Origin of the sequence: Anaerofilum hominis (assembly GCF_014287275.1) — a bacterium.
Taxonomy (GTDB): Bacteria; Bacillota; Clostridia; order Oscillospirales; family Ruminococcaceae; genus Pygmaiobacter; species Pygmaiobacter hominis.
This window is the reverse complement of the sequence record NZ_JACONZ010000002.1, coordinates 322800-345630: the sequence shown is the minus strand read 5'-3', so window position 1 is coordinate 345630 and position 22831 is coordinate 322800. Positions and strand designations below refer to the sequence as shown.

Genomic DNA, 22831 nt, shown 5'->3' with positions numbered 1-22831 from the left:
CCTCAGGGATGGACTTTCCACATAACTTGTGTAAGGATGTAATGCATCTCTGTATTATGAGGTCCCCAATATACGTACAGCATTACACCTCCAAATAACAAAACGCCTGTATTTATGGCTATACGAACCAGACCATGCTGTTTAGAGGAAAGCTTTATGAGTGTAATATAAATAATAGGCAGCAGCATTACTGCAATGCGATACGCATTTGCTGTCACCACCACAAAAAAAATCGTTGACACCGACATCAAAGACAGTTTGTATAAGTTTACTGTTTTTATACTCAAATTGGATGAGGTATGCCTAAGTACCATCAGCAGCAGATAGAGCAGAAAAAACAGAACAATATTCACTAGAGAAAATTTAGATACTTTCAAGTCACTATTAATGTTGTGCAATAAGCGATTTAAAAATGGTACCTCAGTTAAAATGAATACTATCAGCTTTGTAAGTGGTTGGTATGCGATCGGCCCTATGATCAAAATCAGACCAACAACTTTCTCAAGCATTTTACAACTGATTTTGTCAAGTAAAATAAATCCGACTAGCACGACGTTAGATATTTGAAGCAGTGTTGCAATACACACTAAAATCAAGTATTTCCTCTTCGCATTTTCTCGATTTGCAATAAGGCCGTCTAATCCTTGCAAAACAATTGCGGTACCTAACGCACTTCTTATCTGCTGGACATAATTAATATAGGGAAAGATGATAAATAACAGCAAGGGAAAGAAAGGGGATTTTACCTGCTTGCGGTAAAAGTCAAACAATAGCAACAAAGTTATCGACATATAAACTGCATAAAACACTTCAAAAGGAATGCCTAAACTAGCCCCAATATAGCTAAGAGCTACGTAACCAGGTTCGAATATATGAGTCAAGCCAACTTTTCCTGTGTGCATGATGCTGTTATATTCACGGTAATAACACTCATAGTCTGTCATGTCGCAGTATTGTGATGTGATGACAATAAGTGTCCCCAACAATATCAGGGATAAAATCATGCTTTTTCTGATAGAAAAGCTTTTCATTTTTTTTATTCGTATGACTCTTTTCCCATTGGATAGTGGGGTGGGCAAATTGTACATTGCATATTCCTCTTCATCACTTAATTTAATTTTCTTTTTTCAATTCTTACAAAAAATACAGTTCCAATGCAGAAAAGAACACCATATAATGTCATTCCTCTAATATCTGTTTGGGAGAAAAGTCCAAAATATGCAATATAGTAGGCAAGTAACATATATGTTACATACCATAGAATATTTTTTGACTTTATATTTAATAATTTTGAAATAGAATCATTACAAACCATAAACCAAAGAAAGCAAGAAATAACTGTAGCAATTGAAATCGCAAACATATTGTGAAACGCCTGATAAAAAAGGAGATTCAATATAAAAGATAACCCTAAAGCTAAAATGGAGATCCTAAAATATTGACTTGTTTGTTCAGTCGCCTTATAGTAATTTACCATTACTATTTGGAGTAAACTAATCATCACAATAGATGGAAATACACAAACCAGTATCGACAAAGAGCGCTCATAGGCAGGTAAAATCCACCGAACAAAACGGCACAGCGGAAGCACTCCAATCAATACGGCAAAAACCAGCACTACCACGCTGTCACATAATTTATTGTAATTTGCAGACATTCTTTCCGCACCGCTGCGTTTTAAAGCAGGGTAAAGAACAATAGAAACCGAAGATATCAGTGTTGTTAACAAACTCATTATGGTGTAAGCAAAAGAGTATATTGCATAATCTATTTTAGTAAATAATACCGAGACAAATTGCCGATCCATATTCAGCACTAGCGTTGAAATAATTCCGGAAACTAGCAGCGGAATCCCTTTAAAAAATATTTCTATGATCTCATCTTTTTGATTTTTTACTTTTTCGGTTTTTCCAAAGATCGCTTTAGGTTCTAACAAAAAGCAAAGCCCGAGAGAAAACAGTTCACATGTCACAAATAAGCTAATATACAAAGTACTTGTTGCGCAATTATGCTGATATGCAATAAATAAAAAAGCAACAGATAAAATTTGAAACAAATTCATCGCAATACCAACAGCTGTATACTTTTTAAATTGCATTGAAATCTGAAATAATGAATTAAAATACGAGGTCATATTATGGATAAAAATATCGATTGCCAAAAAAAATAGAATATTTTTATATGCAGAAAATATTGGTATACAAATTATACAAAGAAGTAATACCGAGCAAATCAGCTCCAGTCCCATTAGCAATCTCGTGTATAATCGGATTCTTGCTTCCCCTATTTCCTTAATACTTTTTCCTGCACATTTCACACATATTCCATCCACAAAGCCAAAATGCAGCAACCCCATATAAGATGCATACAACGTAAACAATTTATAATCCGCATATCCCTCAACAGATAAAAAGCGTGGTATTAATAACGATACCAAAACACCCCTCAGCAAAGAAATAACGTTATTACTGAAGACAATTGCAATGTTTTTACTTGTTGTTCCCATTTTAAAATTTAATGCCATCTAGCTCGTCCTCATAAATCAGCAATAGTGCTGTCTGGGGCCCACTAAACCCGTAGAATTTCTCTCATTATTGCTACAGCCTGTCTCACATCTTGTAACTATGATATTTCATTAACTACATAATCGATTTAAACATCTTCACACACTTCAATGATCTTTTCTGCCTGCCGCTTATAATCCAAAAGTTCTTTTCCGACTTTCAAAGAGTTCAATTTCATTTGCTCCACTTTTTCCGGATGGCAGGCCATGTCGGTTAAAGCATCTTGGATTTGCCGCTCGTTTTCAATATAATATCCGTTCCCCTGCATCATTGTTCTGTGGCTGGAATACGGATAGACCATGATCGCACATCTGGCGCAGATAGCGTTCTGCAGAGTTGCAGACTGGGTTCCCGGCTGTGCATAAACATCTGCGGCGCAGAGATAATCCAGAAGATCTTCTCCGCTTTTCCATCCCAAATAGGTGAGGTGCTGGTTATTTTTGCAGGCTGTTTCAATTTCGTTTTGCACGTCGGGTTCCGCTGTTCCAATAATTGCAAGAAACATATGATGGGCAGCAGTTGCGGTAAAGGCTTTCATCAACTCAACCGTGCGCTTCTCTTTTGACATTTTTCCCGAATGAACAACAAGAATGTCTTCATCTTTTATTCCTAACTCTTTTCTGCGGCGGCTGCGTTTCTGTTCATATTCCTCATCCGAAAACAGAATCCCTCCTAAAGGCAGATACTCCAGTTTTTCTTTTGGAAGATGATACCTTTCAAGCATAAAATCTTTTGTTTCTTCTGAGAGATAATATAATTTATCTGCTCTTTTCCCCGCCTCTTGAGCAAAACGCTTATATATCACACCATGCAAAATATATTTTGACAGCCAATTTTGAGCGCTGTTGTGAAAGTCTGTATGGCAATCTACTACCAAGTGAACTGCCGTATGCTTCTTGATAAAACGGCAAACGGCTAAAGTACTTACACTCTGAAAATCATGAAGCATAATGAAATTCGGAGTTTCTTCCTGCAAGACTTTATCCAGGCCTTTTACCCACCGCATTTTCCTTGTAAAAAACTCTGTTCCAAGCCCCCGGAAATCAATTCTCCTTAAATGAACACCGTCCGGTAAAATGCAACTTTCCTCAGGAACATATTGGATAGTTCCATTCACCCAAGCATAGCAGCAGGTCAGTAAAGTCACTGCGTGACCTAAACGCACATGTTCTTTTGGAAGCAAATTTTCCTGATAGTTCATTCCGCTAGTATAGGGGCCTGCAAATTGAATATGTACTATTCTCATTAAACTCGCTCCACCGTTTTTTACGCCAGATATTATTTTTTATATAACTCATAATAATTTTCAGTCATTTGTGCGATGGTATAATCTTGATTATTTACATCCATACGCATATTTATATTTATTAGCGCTTGAAGCATTTCCAAGTTTCCATATTCCACAAAATTCATTTCATGTTCTGGCCACGTTTCTTTTGTTCCGCCCACATCAAACCCACAAACAGGTGTTCCACATGCCAATGCCTCCAAACAGGTTGTCGGAAAATTTTCTGCTTTACTGCAAATGACAAAAACATCCGCCAACGAATAATACTCGGCAAGCTCATTTTGGCTTGAAGTTTTCTCTAAGAGGATGACATTATCCCCATGGGAAATGTGTTTTGCCTCGCCGGGATTTAAACCTATCAATACAAATACATAGGGTTGCTTTTGCATCCTCTCTGAAAGCTGCAGTATCCATCTCCCGCCTTTCATGTCGGACATGATATCTGGAGCGACAGAAAGAATCACTTTTTTGTCTTGCAGGCTAAGCTTTTCACGAAGTTCTGTTATATCCCGCGGATAATAAATCGTATCATCCACTCCGTTGTGAATGACCCGCACTTCATTTCCACCGCAAAATGATTGCCTCACCCTATCTGCAAGCCATTCCGACGGCGTAACGATCGTCAATTCCGGCCACTGCTGCATCAGTTTTTGCTTTTGTTTCCACATCATACTTGTAAAGTCAAAGCAGGCAGTCGAGACATAGGCTTTCAGCCTTGGACAGTGCCCGCATCCCGTTTTCCACCGTTCACATTCAGCACTCTTTCCACATTTTCCTGTAAACATAAAGTCGCAGTGAAAGGTCCATATCGTTTTAATCTGTTTTCTTTTTAAATACTGGACAAGCTGTTTTATATTGACAAAATACGCATGAAGTTCATGGATATGGACAACGTCCGGCTGAAATTTTTCTATGTATTGGATCAGTTTGTAAGTGCCTATCACCGAAAAACATCCTGTGAATCCAGTAAGACGAGTCAGAGCTGCGTGAAGATAAACTTCCCAAGGCGGCGAAAACCGAAACACATTGACGTCATCGCTCTTGGGGCCGCGGCCATAACAAACCCCTGCAATGTCACCACTCTCATTTATCGATTTATATAAATTGTAAACAATTTTTCCAGTACTGCTAAATTTGTAATTCACATCAATCAACAGGATTTTCAAGTCGTATATACCTCTATATAAATTTCCGCCTCTGACGATTCTTTTTCCGCCTGCGGGACACGCAAAATGGCGCTTCCTGCCCGCAGCGGGCCAAAAGCACTCGCAGCCGCGGTACGGCCACAGTCCTTTTTCATATCCGCTTAACTCTCCCGCTTGTGCCGCCGCAGGTGACTACCGCTGTTTTTTCCCTGTTTGATAGATCTCCCTCATTCAAAACAACGGTATCCTTGTGTCATCGGCTTTGTCAGCGATATTTCTTGTTTTCCGCCCCGATCGCCCGAAGTGCGATGGTCCCCAGCTGAATCAGCCACCATGAATTTTTGTAATCGGCAAAGGTCTTATTCTCGCCCGCAATGATCTCATCAAATTCTTTGAGCGAGACACCGAGTTTTTGAGCGATATACTCCTTGTCTTTCTGCATCTGCCCCTCGTCATAGGGCAGGTCTTTCAAAGCTTCAAGCGCCTGTTCCCGCATCATCGTCCCTGTGAGGATCTCATTTGAAAAATAGCAGCGGCGCTTGTCATAACCAAATTTGTGCGGCAGGTAATAGCCCTCATAAAACCGCGTGAAGACATTTTCATAGTGCTTGTTCTCATAGCGCTCCCAGCCAAAGCGCTCGTACAAAAACGCCTGCGCCTTTTGTTTGTCATAGTCGATCATATTCAGCGGAGCGACCCGTTTCATGCCGCGCAGATAGCGGTAATACAAACGTGACTTCAGCAGCCCGCACATGGGAAAGGTCGCAAGAGGCGTTTTCCCGAATTTTCGATGGATATCCTTAATAAGAGTGATGTCGTTTTGATACACCCACTCGATCGGCGGACGGATGCACTCGGTCGCGTTGTTGGCGCCGGTGAGCACATACTTGATGCCGTTTTTGACGGCATAATTGTACAGGCCTGCAAAAATGGCGTGGTCCTGCGGAAGGTCCTGATAGGGGACCTGGGACCTGAAAAATGCCAGCTGCAGATCGCGCATTTCCTCCCAGTTGATGACCTCGGTGTACAGATCCAGCTCCAGCGCTTTTATGATCCGCTCGATATTCTGAACCGCTATATCAAGGTTCCAGCCGGTGTCGACGCAATAGATCAGCGGCCGGAGCCCCATCAGCTCTTTTGCGACGTAGCACAGATAAGAGCTGTCCACCCCGCCGCTCATGCCAATAATGCAGTCGTATTTTTTTCCCTTACCGCTTTTTTTGATTTTGGCGGAGATCTCCTCTAATGCTTTTTCCCCAGCGGCCCCCGTTTTCCAATTGGGTCGGATATTTTCATAAAAATCTCCGCAGAAGTCGCATCGCCCGTTTTCATCAAAAACGATCTTTGAATCCGATGTGTCCATAACGCAGTTGGTGCAGATCTGGTAGGGTCTTTTCTTAACGGTCATTTTCTTTTCAGACATCTATTCCCTCCGCTTTCTCTAATCGCTTGTTTTTTCCTTTTCTTTCAGCCTCTCCTGCACATATTCCGCCGTCATGATCTTCTCCACTGTCGCCGCTGTGTCCAGGCGGTGGGTGTTATGGCTGGTGTAGGCCTCGTCGGCCATCGTGCGCACCTGCCCGCTGACAACAAACTTGTCATAATTCAAATCGCGGCTGTCGGCGGCGACGCGGTAGTACCGGCCCATATCCTCGCTGCGCAGGCGCTCTTCACGGGTCATGAGGGTCTCATACAGTTTTTCACCGTGGCGGGTGCCGATCCTGCGGATGCCCGTATCGCCAAAAAGCTGCTGTACCGCCCTGGCCAGATCGCCAATGGTGGAGGCGTCGGCTTTTTGAATAAACAGATCGCCCGGGTTTGCATGTTGAAACGCAAACAGCACCAGTTCTACGGCTTCATCCAGGTTCATCAAAAAGCGGGTCATTTCCGGGTCGGTTACGGTAATGGGCACGCCCGCCCTGATCTGGTCGATAAACAGCGGTATCACGCTGCCACGGCTGCACATCACGTTGCCGTACCGTGTACAGCACAGGGTGGTGCCGTGCTCGGCAGCGGCTCTGGCGCTGGCATATACGACATGCTCCATCATCGCTTTGGAGATCCCCATAGCGTTGATCGGGTAAGCCGCCTTATCGGTGGACAGGCACACCACATTTTTTACGCGGCTCTCGACAGCCGCGCGGATCACATTATCGGTGCCGATAATGTTGGAGCGCACCGCCTCCATGGGGAAGAACTCGCAGCTCGGCACCTCTTTGAGCGCCGCCGCATGAAACACGTAATCCGCCCCCCACGTGGCGTCGCGCAGGCTCTGCAGGTCGCGGACGTCGCCTATGTAGAATTTGACCCTGGAAGCGTATTGCGGGTACTGCGCCTGCAGTTCATGGCGCATATCGTCCTGCTTTTTCTCGTCGCGGGAGAAGATGCGGATCTCCGCGATATCGCCGGTCAAAAAGTGTTTGAGGACCGTGTGTCCAAAAGAACCGGTGCCGCCGGTGATCAGAAGCGTCTTATCATCAAATGCCGACATTTGCTTTTTCCTCCACTGCGTTCTCCGCAGCCGCATACCGTTTCAGCGTCTTTTCCAGCGTGTCCATAAAATGCCGCCGCGTGAAATGGGTCTCATAATAGCTGCGGGCGTTCTGCCCAAGCTGCCGCTTATTTTTGCACTCCAAATAGCGTTGGACCGCGTTTGCCAGCCCCGGCGCATCCTCCGCCCCGGCGCAAAAACCGCATCCCGCCGCCTCGATGACCTTTGGGATCTCGCCGTCCGCCGCGCCGATGATCGGCTTTGCGGCCGCCATATACGTCTGCATTTTGCCGGGAAGCGTCAGCGAGATCGCGGGGTCCGCCGTCAGGGTCACCAGCATTGCGTCGGCCATGGCATAGTACTGAGGCATTTCCTCCGGCGGGCGGCGGCCATGGAACAAAACGCTTGTCAGGCCTTTCTCCGCCGCCAGCCTTTTCAGGTTTTCCAGCTCCGAACCGTCGCCCACGATATGCCAGCGCAGCTGTGGCTGCTCTTTTAAGATCTCCGCCGCCCGGATCACCGTCGCAAGGCTTTGCGCAGCGCCGATATTGCCGGCGAACATCAGATCCACGGTGTCCTTTGGAAGCGGAGGCTCCTGCTCCGTCTCAAACTGCGCCGCCGCATATTGGGGCAGATAGGTGATCCTGGCGTCTTCGACGCCATGCCGCTGCACCAGATATCCGCGAAACATCCGGGAGGTGATCAGGATGCTGTCCGGCTTTCTGTACAGCCTTTTGGATTCCCAGTCGAAGAACCTGTAAACAGGGGAATGTTCCGAGATCCCGCCCGCCGCCAGACAGGCCGGCCACAGGTCCATGCAGTACAGCACCACCTTTTTCTGGTGTTTGCGGGCATAGGCAAAGGCCGCGGAACTCATCATGACGGGCGAGGTCTGGTTGGCAAAGACCACGTCGTAGTCTTGTTTCAGGCTCCCTGCATAAAGCGAGGAGGAGATCGCATAGCTGTAATAATTCAGCAGGCGGAACAGCGCGCTGCGGCGTCTGGCGATCGTAAAGGTCCTTGTGATCTTTACGCCGTTGTGCTCTTCTTCCCGCCTGCGGCCCTTTCGGTACCCGGGATAGATCTCCCCCATCGGATAGTTGGGAACATCCGTCACCAGATGCACAAAATGACCGCGCTGCGCCAGTTCCTCACAAATATCCGCAAGCGGATATGGCTCGGGCCAATAGTGCTGACATATCACCAGGATTCTCATACCTTGCCCTCATGCGTTTACGATTTCTTTTTCCTCGGCCGCCCTTGCGTTGATCGCTTTCGCCCTCGCCTCATCAAAGCCCTCGGCCGCTTCCGGCGTGAACATGGTTTTGATCGTCATAAAAAATATTTTTACATCCAGCACGAAACTCTGCTGCTCTATATACAGCAGGTCCAAAAGCAGCTTGTCGCGCGCCGTGGTGTTATATTTTCCGTAGATCTGCGCGTAGCCCGTCAGCCCGGCCCTCACCCGCAGCCGGTAGTTGAATTCAGGCAGGTCCCTGGCAAACAGATCCACATGCTCTATCCTTTCAGGCCTTGGCCCGACCCAGCTCATATCGCCCGACAATATATTGAAGATCTGAGGCAGCTCGTCGATCCTGGTCGCGCGGATGATCTTCCCCACTTTTGTGACCCTGCTGTCCCCCGCCGTGCAGGGGCGCGGTTTTCCGTCTGTCTCGGCGTCCATCACCATACTGCGGAATTTCAGGATCTCAAACACCTTGCCGCCGGCCGTATAACGCTTTTGTCTAAAGAAAACGTCCCCGTGATCTTCCAGCTTGATGCACAGGGCAGTGACCAGCATGATGGGAAAGGTGACCAAAAGCATCAGCAGGCTCAAAACGATATCGATCAGCCGTTTGCCAGGATAGGACGCGGGTCTGTCGCCGTGGCTCTCGTATGCAAAAAGCGGGGTGTCGATCAAATGCTTTACCTGAAACCCGCGCGCGAGCACATCTTCGATCGTGGGCACCATGTACAGCTTTTTCCCCGTACTGGACGCATAATTGAAAATGCGGCTCCGCTGGGTGCCCTCGACGCCGAACAGGAACAGGACCGGATACGGACGCAGCGCGGCGTCCAGCTCTTTCAGCGCCTCCGCCGGCAGGCTTTTATCGATGCGGAACAGATGCCCATATTTGGCCTCGATCTTTTTGACGAACAGTTCCGCCGCGCCGCGGCTGTACTTCGCCGTATGGTAGACCATGACGCATTCCTGCGGCTGCACATGCTTTAAAAAGTATTGTTTTACAAGCGTAGCCCAAACGAAAGCCAGGACAAATTGGACCGCTGCCGTAACGGCTCCGGGCAAAATGTTGATATACTGGCGATAAATAAGGCAGCCCTCTACATAGATGAATACATCCGCGATCCCCAGCGCAAGGCACTGTGAAAAACCCGTCTCCATGATGGGGAACGAGGCGATCTTGAAAGCCCGGTACACTCTGGCGAACAGAAGATAAACCGCCAGATAGATCGCCATCGAGACCACACCGCCCGCCATGCGATAGGTGCGAAAGACAAAATCGTTGTAATAGCCAAACCAGACGGCGCAGGTGCTCGCCATTGCGACCAGCGTCATGATCACATTGGCGGTGTTGGTGATCGTCCTGTCCTGCGAGGCGCTCCGCATTTTTGCGCTCATGCTGTTCCCTTTCCTTTGTTCTGCCGCGCGCGTCGAATCGCGGCGCGCGTGCGTTTCACATCCCATACGGCAGGGCTTTGACCAAGCAAAGCGCTTGTGCAAGCCGCATCCGCTTTTCCTCTTTTTGTCCGCATGCTCCAAAGCATCCGTCCGGCGCTTTCCCGCGGGGCTTTGCCCGCTCTATTCCCCCTCGTAGAAAAACCGCTGCAGGATCTCTGCATTTGCCGCAAAGTCCACGCCGATCAGCTTTCTGCCGTCCACGCCCACGCTGTTCCAGCAGGTCTCATAGGTGGGGATCGTCATCTGTTCTATCTGCGCCCCCTGGCTGATAAATCCCGGCGCCTCCAAAAGCAGGGAGGTGATCTCCCCTTTGGTCAGGTTGGTCTGCACCATGGGCAGGATCTCGTCCGCCAGCCGGTTGAGGGTGAAAACGTCCTCCCCTTTCACCTCATTCACAGTCGCCTGGATCACATTCCGCTGCCGCTCGATCCGCTGCCAGTCGCTGTCGATCTCCCGGGCGCGGGCATAGATCAGGGCGGTCTTTCCATTCAAATGCGCGCTGCCCGCCCTCACCGACTGCACGCCGCTGTCTCCGCCGTGGTCTTTTTCTTTGTTGATGTACGCCGCCTCCGCCGGGGTCAGCACAATATCCACCCCGCCGACCACATCGATCGCCTTTTCAAAAGCGCTGAAATTTACCCGCACATACCGGTCCACATCCACCTTAAAGCAATCGCGCACCGTCTGCAGCGTCAATGCCGCGCCCCCATAGCGGAAAGTGTGGGTGATCCAGTCATCATTGCGCCCGGGCACCGGCACGCCGATGCCCCGCTCGATGCTCACCAGCTTGATGGTGTGCAGCCGGGTATTCAGGCTGAGCAGCAGGATGCTGTCCGCACGGGCGTTGTCGCTGAATTCCTCACTGCGCTCGTCGGTGCCCAGCAGCAGGATATTTACCACGTCGCTGTCAAAGGCCGCTTCCCCCTGCGGCAGTTTGCCGCGCTCCTCCGCGTCCTGCGGCGCTTCGCCCATATCGGGCAGGTCCAGATCGTCCGCCGGCACGCTGGCGCTGATGTCGAGTTCCCGGCTGCCGTCGTCATATCGGATCAGCCCCAACTTGCCCTCGTAATAGATCCAGGCGCACAGGCCCAGCAGCAGGATCAGCGCCAGTGCCACCGCCAGCGCGATCAGGCCTTTGCGCCCCTTCTTTTTCTTCTCCATCCGCTGTGCCGTCCTCTCTCTTTTTTAAACCAGCCGCCCCAGCAGCCGCCGCATGGGCGCGGCGGCCGGCGGCTCCGGCTGTTCCCCGCGCCAAAGTCCCAGGCTGAGCGCTTCCATCTCCTGGGCTTTTTGCCCGCCGCACCGGCGGCGCACCAGCTCCATGGCCTGTCCCAGCAGGGGCGGCCTCTTGTCCGGCGAATGTGCGTCGGTGCAGACAAGATGCACCAGACCGTGCCGGATCATCTTCAAGATCTGCGCCCTGCGCCGCTTGTGCAGCACCAGGCTGGAGGCGTTCACATGCGTATAGGCCCCGGCCTCGATCCAGTCTATCAGCAGGTTGGGGTCCTCCATCACATAGGGGTACCGCTCCACATGGGCGATGAGCGGGGTGATCCCCAGCGTCCCCAGCTGATACAGCACCTCCACCGTCCACTGTGGCCGATAGGTCACCGGCAGCTCCACCAGCATCAGGCCGGTCCCCTCCAGGCAGAGCGGCTGCGGGTCGCTCTCCAGCAAGGCGGGTGAAAAAAACACCTCGGCCCCCTTTTTCAGCTCAAGCTGTGACGCCAGCTCCGGATAGCACTGGACCAGTTCTGCCGCAGCAGCGTCACGCCGCCGGCAGAACTGGTCCACATCCTGACGTTCAAAATGAAAATGAGGGGTAAAGGCGACCCGCTGCACGCCTGCCGCACACTGGCGGCGCAGCAGTTCCCCCGACACGTCCAGGTCTTTGGCTCCGTCGTCGAGCCCGGGCAGAATGTGGCAGTGAAGATCCGTCATGGGGCCACGCTCCTAGTCGTTGCTGGAATAGTCATAGTTATAGCTGTAATAATAGCCGCTCTCCTTATCCGCGCTTTTGGCGTCAAAATCATTGAGCACGGCGCCGAGGATATTCGCCCCGACCGCGTCCAGATTTTTCTTTGCCAGCGCGACCTGGTCAAAGGTGGAAAGGTTCTGCCGGATTACCAGGATGACGCCGTCGGTATACTGGCTCAAGACCGCGGCGTCGGTGACCACCGACACCGGCGGGGTGTCGAAGATGATATAGTCGTAGTGCCGGCCCATTTCGTCTATAACCGCTTTCATCCTCGCGCTGCCCAGCAGCTCGGCGGGGTTGGGCGGAATGGCGTCGGCGATCATCACGTGCAGGCCCAGGCTTTGCATGTTGACGACCGACTCGGTCATGGAACTGCCGGACAGCACGTTGGTGATGCCCTTGCAGGCGGTGCGGCTGATCTTCATGTATTTGTGGATGATGGGCTTGCGCAGGTCGCAGTCGATCAGAAGCACCTTGCTGCCCGCCTGCGCCAGCGACACCGCCAGATTGATGGCGACGCTGCTTTTGCCCTCGCCCGGGATGGCGCTGGTGATGATGATCTTTTTGCAGGCCTTGTCCAGCGCCACGAATTTCAGGTTGGTGCGCAGGCTTTTAAAAGCCTCCTGGTATTGAAAGGGAGCCTCCTTGCCCACCAGCAGAAAGCTGCGCCCCGACTTCTTTTTCTTTTTCTGATCTTTTTTCATGCCGGCACACCCTTTCTACTCTTTGATCTCAATATCCGGGATCACGCCCAGCACCGTGAGCCCCAGATGTTTTGTGATGTCGTCGTCGGTCATAAAGGTATTGTTGAGCAGGCTGCGCAGAAAGACGATCCCCACAGCCAGCACGCCGCCGGCAAGGCCCGCCAGCAGGGTGTTTTTCATCTTGCTGGGCGAGACCGGCTTTTCGCCGGCCTTGGGATAAGAGATGACCTCCACACTGCCCGCCTTTACCGTGGAGATGATGATCTCGGGCGCCTGTTCCACAATGCTGTTCACGATGTTCTTTGCCAGCTCCGGGTCAGGGTCCCGCACGGTGATCTTCATGATCTGGGTGGAGTCGACCGCCTCGATGGATACTTTTTTGGCCAGGGTCTCATAGTTCATCTTCAGCCCCAGGTCCTGAATGGTCCTGTCCAAGACGGTGTCGCTTTTGAGGATCACCGCATAGGTGCTGACCAGCTGCTTTGCCGAGTTGATCTGATCGTTGGTGACAGCGGTCTGCGCCTGCTGCTCCTCGCGGGAATTGACGATCAGGGTGGCGCTTGCCTCGTACTTGGGAGTGATCAGCAGGGCGGTGACCAGAAACCCCGCGACAGCCAGCGCCACGGCCGCCAGAAAGACCGGCAGAAGATTTTTTCTCAGCAGGGAAAAAATCTCCCGCAGGTCTATCGTTTCATATTCCTGTTCCAAAACACGATTCCTCCGTTGACATAAAAAATAGTCACCACATAATTTGCATTATGTGGTGACTGTGATTTTTGCCCCTGTTTTCCTGTTTTGAAAACTCCACGAAAGTAAAAAAAGCATCAGGAAATACAAGCGATGAAAAAGTTTTGTATTTCTTGCTCTTGTCCCTTTTTACTGAATCAGAACTTTTTCATACTTCAATTTTAGCCATTACTATCTATCATCCTCTGCCTTTGTCCCTGCGGTCTTGACGCGCAAAAAACAATGAGTTATCATACAATAGATATGTAAAATTTGTGGATTTTTGTCATCTACTACATAATGCAAATTATGTAGTAGATCGAGACTTTCGATTTTCAGCTGTTCCGCTTGGGCGGAACGGCTGTTTTTGTATTTCGATCTGCCGCGGCCTGGGGACAGGCCGCATGGCTACTAAAAAACAGTTTATCTTGATATCCTGCCCCTCGTCCCTCCGGGACAACCGGGGCACTGGCCGAAAAAACACCTCATCCCGATGATCTCAGATCAAAAGATGCATGCGGGAGATCTGCCCCCGGTGCTCTGCGGCGCTGACCATGGTATAAATGCGGGTGGTGTTGACGCTGCTGTGGCCCAGCACGTCTGCCAGATGCACGATATCCTTGTACTGTTTATAAAAAGTGCGGGCGAACAGATGGCGCAGATTGTGCGGAAAGACCTTGTGCTCCGCCACCCCCGCCGCGCGGCAGAGCCGTTTCATCAGCGCCCAGATATTGCTGCGGTCCATAGGGGCCCCGCTGCGGGTGACAAATACGCTGCCGCCCCCGATCCCGCGTCTGCGGCAATAATCCCGCAGACGCACGCACAGTGTCTGGGGGATGAGGATGCGCCGCACCTTGCCCTTGCAGGAGATCTGTGCCTGCCCCGACCGCAGCGACGCCACGGTGATATAGCGCAGCTCGCTGACGCGAATGCCGGTGGCGCAGATCGTCTGCAAAAGCAGCGCCAGCCGCTCGTCCCCCCGGGCAGCAGCGGCCTGCACCAGGCGCAGATATTCCTGCCGCGTCAGCTCCCTGTCGCGAAGACCAAAGGCGTCCCGCTGTTGCCGCAGCAGATGGACGCGCCAGCCGGGCCGCCCCAAAAAGGTCATCAGCCCGTTTACCGCCACCAGCATGGAGTTGATGCTGGTCACGGCATAACCCCGGTTTTCCAGCCATTGCTTATAGCCGATCACGGTCTCCCGCCCTGTGATCGGCTCCCCTTTTAAATAGGTATAAAAGGCCCGGATATCCCGCAGATATTTTTGTATCGTGGCCTCGCTTTTTTCCTCCACGCAGAGATATGCCTGATAGCGTTTCAACAGGCGTCCCGTCAAATACTGCTGCTGCATATGTTCGTTTTTCCTCCCTCCACAACTTGAAGAAGCCGTGTTCACCGCCGGGGACGCAGGTCCGCACGGTATGTTCCGCCGGGCCGCGCCGCTTCCCTCCCCGGCGGGAATGGGGCGGACACGCTCCCCGCTTGACGGAAAACCGCCCGCGCACTGTGTTCCGGGCCGAAAATGCGGCTTCTGGACTTAATGGTAGCAATATTTTTTAGGGGAGACAAAGGTAATATTTTCCTGTAAACGCAAAACAGGGGCGCAAGAGCCTCCCCGTGAGAGTCCCTCGCGCCCCTGCCTGGCCGCTGTCCGCGGGCGGCGCTCTCTGCAGCGCAGCACGGACAGCTTTGGGGGTCATTTCATTTTTTTGATATCGAGGTCAGGCCTTACCGGCCGGGCCTCATTTATCAAATTCAGGGTTAAAAGCGTAGAAATTCCGGTGGTCCAGATGGTCTTTCACCTTTTCCAGCGCCTCGCCAAAGCGCTGGAAGTGGACGATCTCCCTCTCGCGCAAAAAGCCGATGGGCGCCAGCACATCCGGGTCGTCTACCAGCCGGATAATGTTGTCATAGGTCGTGCGCGCTTTTTGTTCCGCAGCCATATCCTCGTGCAGGTCGGTAATGGCGTCGCCCTTACTGGCAAAGCACAGCGCGTCAAACGGAACGCCGCCCGCGGCCTGCGGCCAGACGCCGGTGGTGTGATCCACAAAATAGGCGTCAAAGCCCTCTTTTTTGATCTCATCGACAGAGAGATCGCAGGTGAGCTGGTACACGATGGCACTGACCATCTCCAGATGGGCCAGTTCTTCGGTGCCGATATCGGTCAGCAGCCCCGCCACATTGCGGTAGGGCATGGTATAGCGCTGAGAGAGATAGCGCATCGAGGCGCCCAGTTCCCCGTCCGGGCCGCCGTACTGGCTGATGATGACTTTGGCCGCCGCCGCGTTGGGGCGCTTGATCTTGATCGGGAACTGCAGCCGCTTTTCATAACTCCACATGGCTCATGCCTCCTTTTCCCAGGGCCAGGGCTGCTGGACCCAGTTCCATTCGCAGCTGCCCCCGGCGTCATAAAAATTGATCGGGCCGCAGCTTTCGGTATAGCGGCGCACCAGTGCCTCCCGCTGCCCGCGCAGCTTGTCGTAGGCGGAAAGCGCCTCCTCATCCTGCGGATGAGTGTCGAGAAACAGGCGTATCTCGTCCATGGCAAAGCTTACTTTGACGATAGAATCGAACAGGCTGTTGGCTTCATTCATGGCAGCCACCTCCTCGTTTGCCATAAAACGGCAGGTCCAGCTCGCGGAATATCGTGCCTCTGCTCAGCGCAGTGGCCGGGTCATAAAGCTGCCGGAAGCGCTGCATCGGCACAGTGGCGATGGCCAGCGGCAGCGGACCGTACGGCTGCGGACAGCCGTGTTGAAGATCGTTTTGCAAAATTTTCAAGCTCCTTTCCAAACAGATGTGCGGGCGTTTGCCCGTGCCATTCTATGTCCCGTCTCTTCTGTCTGCCCCTGCGCACAGACAGCGATGAGCCTGGCTCCGAAGCGGTTTTGCCTGTTTCTTTCAAAAAAGCCCGCGCAGCGTAAAAAAAACGCGGCCCCCTGGCCACAGAGGCCAAATAAAAAATTTACGGAGCTTTCTCTCCCGCCGCCGCAGGGCGGGGCCCCCTTCTTAAAATAGGCTCTCCCTGTTTTTTGGGGGCGGCAGCCGGTCTCCTGTTTCTCTGCAGAAATTGGCCTGAAAACGCCGCCGGACGGCGCTGAGAGTCCAAAACAGATGGATGCCCAAAAGGCGCTGGGGCGGCAGTGCTGTGCAGGCCCGGGGCATGCCCCTTTGCCGCTTTCGGCAAAAGACCTCACAGCGGCCCCGCGCAGAACAAAAAATCATCCAACACCGCCCCGGCGGTGTTGGATGCTCCCCGGCTCCGTCAGCTGCGGGGGGACGGCGGTGCAGGCGGCCGGAGAAGCTTTTGCCGTAAAGCGGCCAGAAATAGGCCCCAGCGCCGCCATCGCTGGGCCGCCGTCAAAACACCGCGCCGGCATTTCTTTGCCCTTTGCCGCGTTCTGTCGCGTTCCGCAACAAAAAAGACAGCCGCATTGCTGCGGCTGTCTTTTACCCTTGTCCGTTGCTGTCCGTCCCCAAGACCGCGCGAACTCCTGCTCTTCCGGCGGTCCTGCAGTTTTTTGCCCGGCATGGGGCTTTATTTTTGTTTTCCGCTCTGGGGAGAGCCGTTCTTCACAGTTCTTCCACCTGATCTTCCGGGTGCGGCATCGAGAGCATCCCCACCAGCTCGTCCGCGTGCACTGTGGCGCTGTAATAAAATCCCTGCTGATAATCGCAGCCCCAGCTGGCAAGCAGCTCGCGCTGATGGTCGGTCTCCACGCCCTCGGCGATCATCTTCATGCCCAGCTTGTGGGCGATTGAGATCAGGCCTTCGATCACACTGCCGCAGCGCTCATCATTTTCCAACTGGAGCACAAAGAGGCGGTCCAGCTTGAGCACGCTGACCGGCAGGTCAAGCACATTATTGATGCCGGAGTAACCGGTGCCAAAATCGCTGAGCACCAGTTCCACGCCCATCTCGGCGACCTGCTGCATCATATAGTTGACCTGCACAAAGCTGTTGATCAGGGTGCTTTCGGTGATCTCGAGAGCCAGCTTTTCCGCGGGGATGTCGTACTCTTCCAGCAGCCCTGCCAACTCCCGGTCAAAGTCCGGCTGCAGGAACTGCACGGCGGAGATCGGCACAGCGATGGTCTCAAACGAGCGGCCCTCTTCCAACAGTTTGCGGATCAGAGCGCAGGTATGACGGATCGCATAGAGATTCAAGGCGCAGGCCAGCCCGCTCTGTTCAGCGATGGGGATCAGCGTGGCCTCGCCGACCAGCCCGTAAGCGTCGGAAAAAAGCCGCACATAACTCTCGGCCCGGGTGTACCGGTGCGCGTCATAGAGCACGGTCGGGCGGTAGCAGACCTCCAGATCCGGGTCGTCCGGCACGGCCAGGGCGTTTTTCAGCCGGGTAGCGATGGCTTTGGTCCGCAGCAGGCTCTCGCGCAGCTCTTCGGTGTAGGTGACGGCGGTGTTTTGCCCGCTGAGATAGGCCTCGTGTTCGGCGCTGTCCAGCATCTCCAGCAGCATTTCGCCTTTTTCCGCCGCCAGGGGAGGCAGCACGATGCCCAGCGACATGGCGCACACAAAGTCCATATCTCCAATGCGCCAGGTCTCGTTGAACCGGTCGCAGATCTCCTCGCCGACCTCGCCCGCCCGCGCATAGCCGCTGCCGTGCAGGATCAGTACAAATTCCACCCCGCCGCTGCGCAGCACTTCCGCGCCCTCGAACCCGGCGAGATAAGCGCTCACCTGGTCAAGCAGCAGATCACCGTAGTGGCGGCCGAAAATATCGTTAAAATTTTTGAAGTCCACCAATGCCAGCTTGAAAACGGCGGAGTTTTTCGCCTCTCCCCCGGCCAGCAGTCCCGTGAGCTTCTCCGCACAGGCGGCGCGGTCGGGCGCCGTCAGGGTGATCTCTTTTTCCGGTGTGATGGTCATTTGCTGTCCCTCCCTGACCGGCGCTCTGGGGCCGCCGGCTTTTTTATCTCTACACGCCGGTCCCGGGGCGTCGGGGCGCTTTGCGCCCTGCCCGGCTATAACCGGCTTGGCCGCGCGGAGTGCTGTTACTGCCGCGCGGCCATCCTTAAGGTCTATTATAGCTTTTTTGTCCGCAATTCTCAATGCGTTTTTGTTTGCTGGCCGCAAAAAGCGCGGCCGTAAAGCGGCTTTCTTTGTGAAAGGGCGCATCTGGAAACTGCCGCGCCGCTTTCCCCCTGTGCCGCCGTCCGTTTTCCGCCCACGCGGGCCGGCAGCCCTTTACTGCTGCTCCTTGCGCTTTCCTTTCAGACCAAGCGCCGCGCCGGCAGCCAGCAGAAATGCGCCCAGCGCGCCCCAGGAGGCGTCCAGAGAACCACTGGTCTTGGGCAGTGCGCCCAAAGGCGCGCTGTCGTCCAGGATCACATAGGTGCCCCGGCGTACACGGCTTTTGCCGCGCAGGCCGGCCGTTGCCCCAAGGGGCACGTCGTCGTCAGAGATGGAGACCGTACCGGCTGCCGGCGGCGCTGCGACGGCCGGAGCGGCCGCCTGAGGCGCCGAGGGCTCTGCCGGCGAAACGACAGGGAGGCCCGGCGCGGGCTGCACCGGGGTGCTCGGCCCGGGTGAGACGATCTCCTGTTCCGGCTCAGCCGGGGTCTGGTAGACATAGGTCTTGGCATAGTCCAGACGCACCTGGTAGGTATAGCCCGCTTCATAGAGGAAAGCGCCGTCCGCATCCAGCGCGACGGTCTCGCTCTCGCCCACCGCCAGGGTCTGCGCGGCCGCGTTCAGCGCGGCGGCCTGCACAGCCGCCAACGCCTGCTGCGCGCCGGACGCCGCCTCCTGTGCCTGGGCCAGACTGTTTTCCGCTTCGATCAGCGCGTTTGCAGCCGCCTGCGCTTCTTCGGCGCGCTGGGCTGCCAGCGTTTCCGCCTGCGTCACCGCGGTCTGCGCCGCAGCGGGGGCTTCCACGATCCCCTGAAGCTGGGCCTGCAGCGCCAGTTCCTCTTCACCGAGCGGTTCCTCGCGGGCGGCAAGCTCCTGCAGCTGCTGGGCCGCCGGGATCGCTGCGGCTTCGGCCTCTGCAAGAGCCGTCCGGGCAGCCTCCAGGCTGTTCTGGGCGGCGATCAGCGCTTCGTCCGCCAGTGCTTTGTCCTGCTGCGCGGCATCCCGCGCCATCTGGGCCTGCGCCAGGGAAGCCGCTGCCGCGTCGGCTGTCTGCCCGGCACTGGTCTCCGGGGCCTGGACCTCATGTTCCATTTCCGGCGCTATCAGCGGAAGCCGGGTGCGGGTGATCGCCGCCCCGGTGGGCTGGTAACCGGTATTGCCCTCGGGGTCCACGGTCTGCTGCAGATCCTGCAGGCGCAGCAGCGAACCCGGCTGGGCCCCAGAGAACCCGGAAACCGCTGAGAAGTTGTTCACATCCGTCTGTCCGTCAATGACCCGGGTATAGACGTAATTGTGGGAGAGTTCGATGCCGGTGCCCGCTATGTCCACCAGCTTGTGCGCATAATGGACCTCCAGCACGTTGTCCTCACCGCTGAGGGTGACGGGCAGATCGGGACGGGAAGCGGCGTAATAATCCGCCCCAAGCCCGGCCAGATGATCTGTGACCTGCTTTACCACATAGGCGGGAGCCGGATCATCGGCGACCAGGGTGGTTTTGGAATAAGTCTCGGTCCAATCCGGCTGCAGCGCGCCGTCTATATAATAATGTACGGTATAACCGGCGGAGGCGGTCTGCGTCTCGTCGATCTTCCACACCGCATAAAGGGTCAGGTCCTGTTCCGGCATCACGAGAGAAGCCGCGCCCTCTGCGGGATAACGCGCGCTGCTGGAAGCAGGGTCCTCATCCCAGCCGAGGAACAGATACCCGGCACGCACGGGCTGGACCGAGAGATCCACCTGGATCGGAGCGCCCGCCTCTGCCTCGACAGCGCCGGGAAGCTGGCTGCCGCTGCCGCCGTTCGCGTTATAGGACAACAGATACTTTGCAGGCTCCGGCGTTGCCGTCGGCGCGACTGTCGGGGTCGGGACCGGCGTCGGCGTCGCCGTCGGCGCGACTGTCGGGGTGGGCACCGGGGTCGGCGTCGCCGTTGGCGCGACTGTCGGAGTGGGCACCGGGGTCGGCGTCGCTGTCGGCGCGGCCGTCGGGGTGGGGGTCGGCGTCGGCGTTGCTGTCGGCGCGACTGTCGGGGTGGGTACCGGGGTCGGTGTCGCCGTCGGCGCTACCGTCGGGGTGGGCACCGGGGTCGGCGTTGCCGTCGGCGCTACCGTCGGGGTGGGGGTCGGCGTCACCGTCGGGGCCGGCTCCTGCGCCCAGATGGCAAAGAGGGTCATATCGTGCGCCGGCATGATCAGTTCACGGGCCCCCAGGGGGTCCTGATTATACTTCGGGCCGACAGGATCAGGGATCGTATCCCAGCCGAGAAAGCGATAGCCCTCGCGCTCGGGGACGACGCTGAAATCCACTGCCACGATCTCGTATTCTTCCGCCTGCACTGCGGCGGGCACCGTTTCCCCGTCGCCGCCGTTCGCATCATAAGAAAGGGTATATTTTTCGACCTCAGGCTGGCTCTCATTGGGGACAAAGGAACCGCCGTCGATGATGAGGAATGTAAAGCCCTCCACCGTGTTCTCACGGGCCGTGGCCGTACCCTCGACCCATTCGCCGGTGGCGGTGTTATACTTCAGGCAGGGAAACCTGCCGCCCGCGTCCAGGTCCGAATTGGTCCAGAAAATATTATAGCCCTGTTCCCCCGTGCTCTCTTTACATTTATAGATGCGCCAGGCATAGGTGGAATCCTCATCCGTCACGCCGGAACCGGCCAGCGCGGCGTTGACGTCCGGCGCAAAGTTTTTGCCGCGCCCATCCAGAGATGTCCCCTGGCCGCGGGTGCTGAAATAGCCCTCCGCCACGCTGCCCGGCGAAGCCAGCTGCCCGGCCAGAAAACGGATGGCCTCATAGGGGTCCGCAACTTTTGGTTCCCGCGCGGAACTGCGGTCCGCCACCAGCGTCCAGACCGAGGTGTTGTGCGCCTCGACGTCGCGCACATCTGCAAAGGATTTGCCGTTAAAATAAGCGATGCTCGTCGCCTTGCCGCCGGTGGTGTACCAGCAGCCGGAAAGGCCGTCGTCGCCCGCGGGCACATAGAGCAGATACGCGTTCCAGTTCCTTTGGGAGATGGTGCCTGTAACAGAGGCGTAGACCACAAAGGTACGCCTGCCCTGCTCATCCTGCAAAAAATACGGCTGCAGATAGAACGCCTGCGCCTTGGAGGTGCGCAGGGCGGCCTGGACCAGCTCGTTTGACAGCACCTCCGCATCCCGCAGCTGCAGCGCGGTATCGCCGGTCAGGCGTGCATAGACCCCCCGGAAGCTGTCGTTGGACATATTATTGTTGCTGATGCCGAGATACTGGCGGCGCTCCGCATCCGTGGTGCAGGCGTTGAAGCCCTCTGCGACCTGCTGCGCCAGCTGCACGGTCTTTTTCAGATTTCCGTCGGCTTCTGCCGCGGCCGCACTGAGCCCGGCAAAGGGCAGACAGGAAAAGATCATTGTCAAGGCCACCAAAAGGCTGAGCAATTTCTTTTTCATTGTTTTTTCTCCCGTTCTTGACGCGTTGTCTCCCGCGTTTTTCTATCGATATTCCCCTTTTAAAAAGGGGCGCTGCTTTCCGATTTTTATTATCGCATAAACGGGTCACCAATTGGTAACAAAATCATGCCAAATTTTTTTATTTTTTCGCCAGTTATTACTTTATGGTGACCGCCGCCCCTGGTGTGTAAGACGCAAAAGGGCCGCGCGCTCTTAAAAAGAGGCGCAGCCCTGTGGGCGGGCGCGCCGCACAACAGGGGATGCAGGGCTTTGGGGCCAGCATCGGCCTGCACAACATCGGCAGGCAGGCGCGCCGCACAACGAGCGGCATGCCGGTCAGCCCGCTGCGCCCCGCGCGGGGCGCCGAAAAACTTTTGTGGGCCCCATCGGTCAAGCCAAAGGGTATGGCTCTGCCCCATCAAGATCCCTGGCCAAGGCATAAGTTTGACTGTTTTCTATAAAAGCCCTGCTGCCGTCAGGCATCTTTGGGCCTGTCGGAGCCGCCGGTGTCCGCCTCCTCCGCCCTGCCGCCGACCCAGCAGCGAAGCTCTTTTATGGCCTCCCCTCCCGTCATGCAGAGGCCGGCCCTTTTGCCTGTTTTCTTCGCGCACAGCCCCGGGCCAAAGCTTTTCCCCTGCGGCAAGGCCGGGGCTTCCGTTTGCTGAAGCTGCCCCAATATAAAAAAGAAAGACGCCCGAAGGCGTCTTTCTTTTTTGG

18 protein-coding genes are annotated in these 22831 nt (G+C 54.4%); all 18 read right to left on the bottom strand.

Annotated elements, in window-relative coordinates:
* Positions 1-2 precede the first annotated feature (2 nt).
* Positions 3-1088 (bottom strand): EpsG family protein, encoded by a 1086-nt coding sequence (locus H8S23_RS06655; protein WP_186887547.1) that lies wholly within the window; start codon positions 1086-1088, stop codon positions 3-5.
* Between the two features lie 20 nt (positions 1089-1108).
* Positions 1109-2524 carry an oligosaccharide flippase family protein gene (locus H8S23_RS06650; protein WP_186887546.1) on the bottom strand — a complete coding sequence of 472 codons (1416 nt, stop codon included), beginning with the start codon at positions 2522-2524 and terminating at the stop codon, positions 1109-1111.
* A gap of 128 nt (positions 2525-2652) precedes the next feature.
* Positions 2653-3810, bottom strand: a complete 1158-nt coding sequence (locus H8S23_RS06645) for a glycosyltransferase family 4 protein (RefSeq protein ID WP_186887545.1) — start codon at positions 3808-3810, stop codon at positions 2653-2655.
* A gap of 32 nt (positions 3811-3842) precedes the next feature.
* Entirely contained in the window at positions 3843-5018 is a 1176-nt protein-coding gene (locus H8S23_RS06640; RefSeq protein WP_186887544.1) for a glycosyltransferase, read from the bottom strand.
* A 244-nt stretch (positions 5019-5262) separates the two neighbouring features.
* Entirely contained in the window at positions 5263-6420 is a 1158-nt protein-coding gene (locus tag H8S23_RS06635) for an N-acetyl sugar amidotransferase (protein ID WP_186887543.1), read from the bottom strand.
* Positions 6421-6438: 18 nt separating this feature from the next.
* Positions 6439-7488: a polysaccharide biosynthesis protein gene (locus H8S23_RS06630; protein WP_186887542.1), complete on the bottom strand. Its 1050-nt coding sequence runs from the start codon at positions 7486-7488 to the stop codon at positions 6439-6441.
* Positions 7475-8704: a glycosyltransferase family 4 protein gene (locus H8S23_RS06625; RefSeq protein ID WP_186887541.1), complete on the bottom strand. Its 1230-nt coding sequence runs from the start codon at positions 8702-8704 to the stop codon at positions 7475-7477. Before H8S23_RS06625 ends, H8S23_RS06630 begins: the two co-directional genes overlap by 14 nt.
* Positions 8705-8713: 9 nt before the next feature.
* Positions 8714-10129, bottom strand: a complete 1416-nt coding sequence (locus H8S23_RS06620) for an exopolysaccharide biosynthesis polyprenyl glycosylphosphotransferase (RefSeq protein ID WP_186887540.1) — start codon at positions 10127-10129, stop codon at positions 8714-8716.
* Positions 10130-10309: 180 nt separating this feature from the next.
* Positions 10310-11350 carry an LCP family protein gene (locus H8S23_RS06615; protein ID WP_186887539.1) on the bottom strand — a complete coding sequence of 347 codons (1041 nt, stop codon included), beginning with the start codon at positions 11348-11350 and terminating at the stop codon, positions 10310-10312.
* Positions 11351-11374: 24 nt separating this feature from the next.
* Positions 11375-12130: a tyrosine-protein phosphatase gene (locus H8S23_RS06610; RefSeq protein ID WP_186887538.1), complete on the bottom strand. Its 756-nt coding sequence runs from the start codon at positions 12128-12130 to the stop codon at positions 11375-11377.
* 12 nt (positions 12131-12142) lie between these two features.
* A complete protein-coding gene (locus H8S23_RS06605; protein WP_186887537.1) occupies positions 12143-12871 on the bottom strand; it encodes a CpsD/CapB family tyrosine-protein kinase in 729 nt (242 codons plus the stop codon).
* A 15-nt stretch (positions 12872-12886) separates the two neighbouring features.
* On the bottom strand, positions 12887-13579 hold the full coding sequence (locus tag H8S23_RS06600; protein WP_186887536.1) for a YveK family protein: 693 nt from the start codon (positions 13577-13579) through the stop codon (positions 12887-12889).
* Between the two features lie 517 nt (positions 13580-14096).
* Positions 14097-14945: a tyrosine-type recombinase/integrase gene (locus tag H8S23_RS06595; protein ID WP_186887535.1), complete on the bottom strand. Its 849-nt coding sequence runs from the start codon at positions 14943-14945 to the stop codon at positions 14097-14099.
* Positions 14946-15336: 391 nt separating this feature from the next.
* On the bottom strand, positions 15337-15933 hold the full coding sequence (locus H8S23_RS06590; protein WP_186887534.1) for a manganese catalase family protein: 597 nt from the start codon (positions 15931-15933) through the stop codon (positions 15337-15339).
* Between the two features lie 3 nt (positions 15934-15936).
* Positions 15937-16188 carry a spore coat protein CotJB gene (locus H8S23_RS06585; protein ID WP_186887533.1) on the bottom strand — a complete coding sequence of 84 codons (252 nt, stop codon included), beginning with the start codon at positions 16186-16188 and terminating at the stop codon, positions 15937-15939.
* Complete coding sequence (locus H8S23_RS13950) at positions 16181-16366, bottom strand: spore coat associated protein CotJA (RefSeq protein WP_243165913.1); 186 nt, start codon at positions 16364-16366, stop codon at positions 16181-16183. Before H8S23_RS13950 ends, H8S23_RS06585 begins: the two co-directional genes overlap by 8 nt.
* Positions 16367-17167: 801 nt before the next feature.
* Positions 17168-18481 (bottom strand): GGDEF domain-containing phosphodiesterase, encoded by a 1314-nt coding sequence (locus H8S23_RS06575; protein WP_186887532.1) that lies wholly within the window; start codon positions 18479-18481, stop codon positions 17168-17170.
* Between the two features lie 318 nt (positions 18482-18799).
* Positions 18800-22114 carry an InlB B-repeat-containing protein gene (locus H8S23_RS06570; RefSeq protein ID WP_186887531.1) on the bottom strand — a complete coding sequence of 1105 codons (3315 nt, stop codon included), beginning with the start codon at positions 22112-22114 and terminating at the stop codon, positions 18800-18802.
* Positions 22115-22831: the final 717 nt, after the last annotated feature.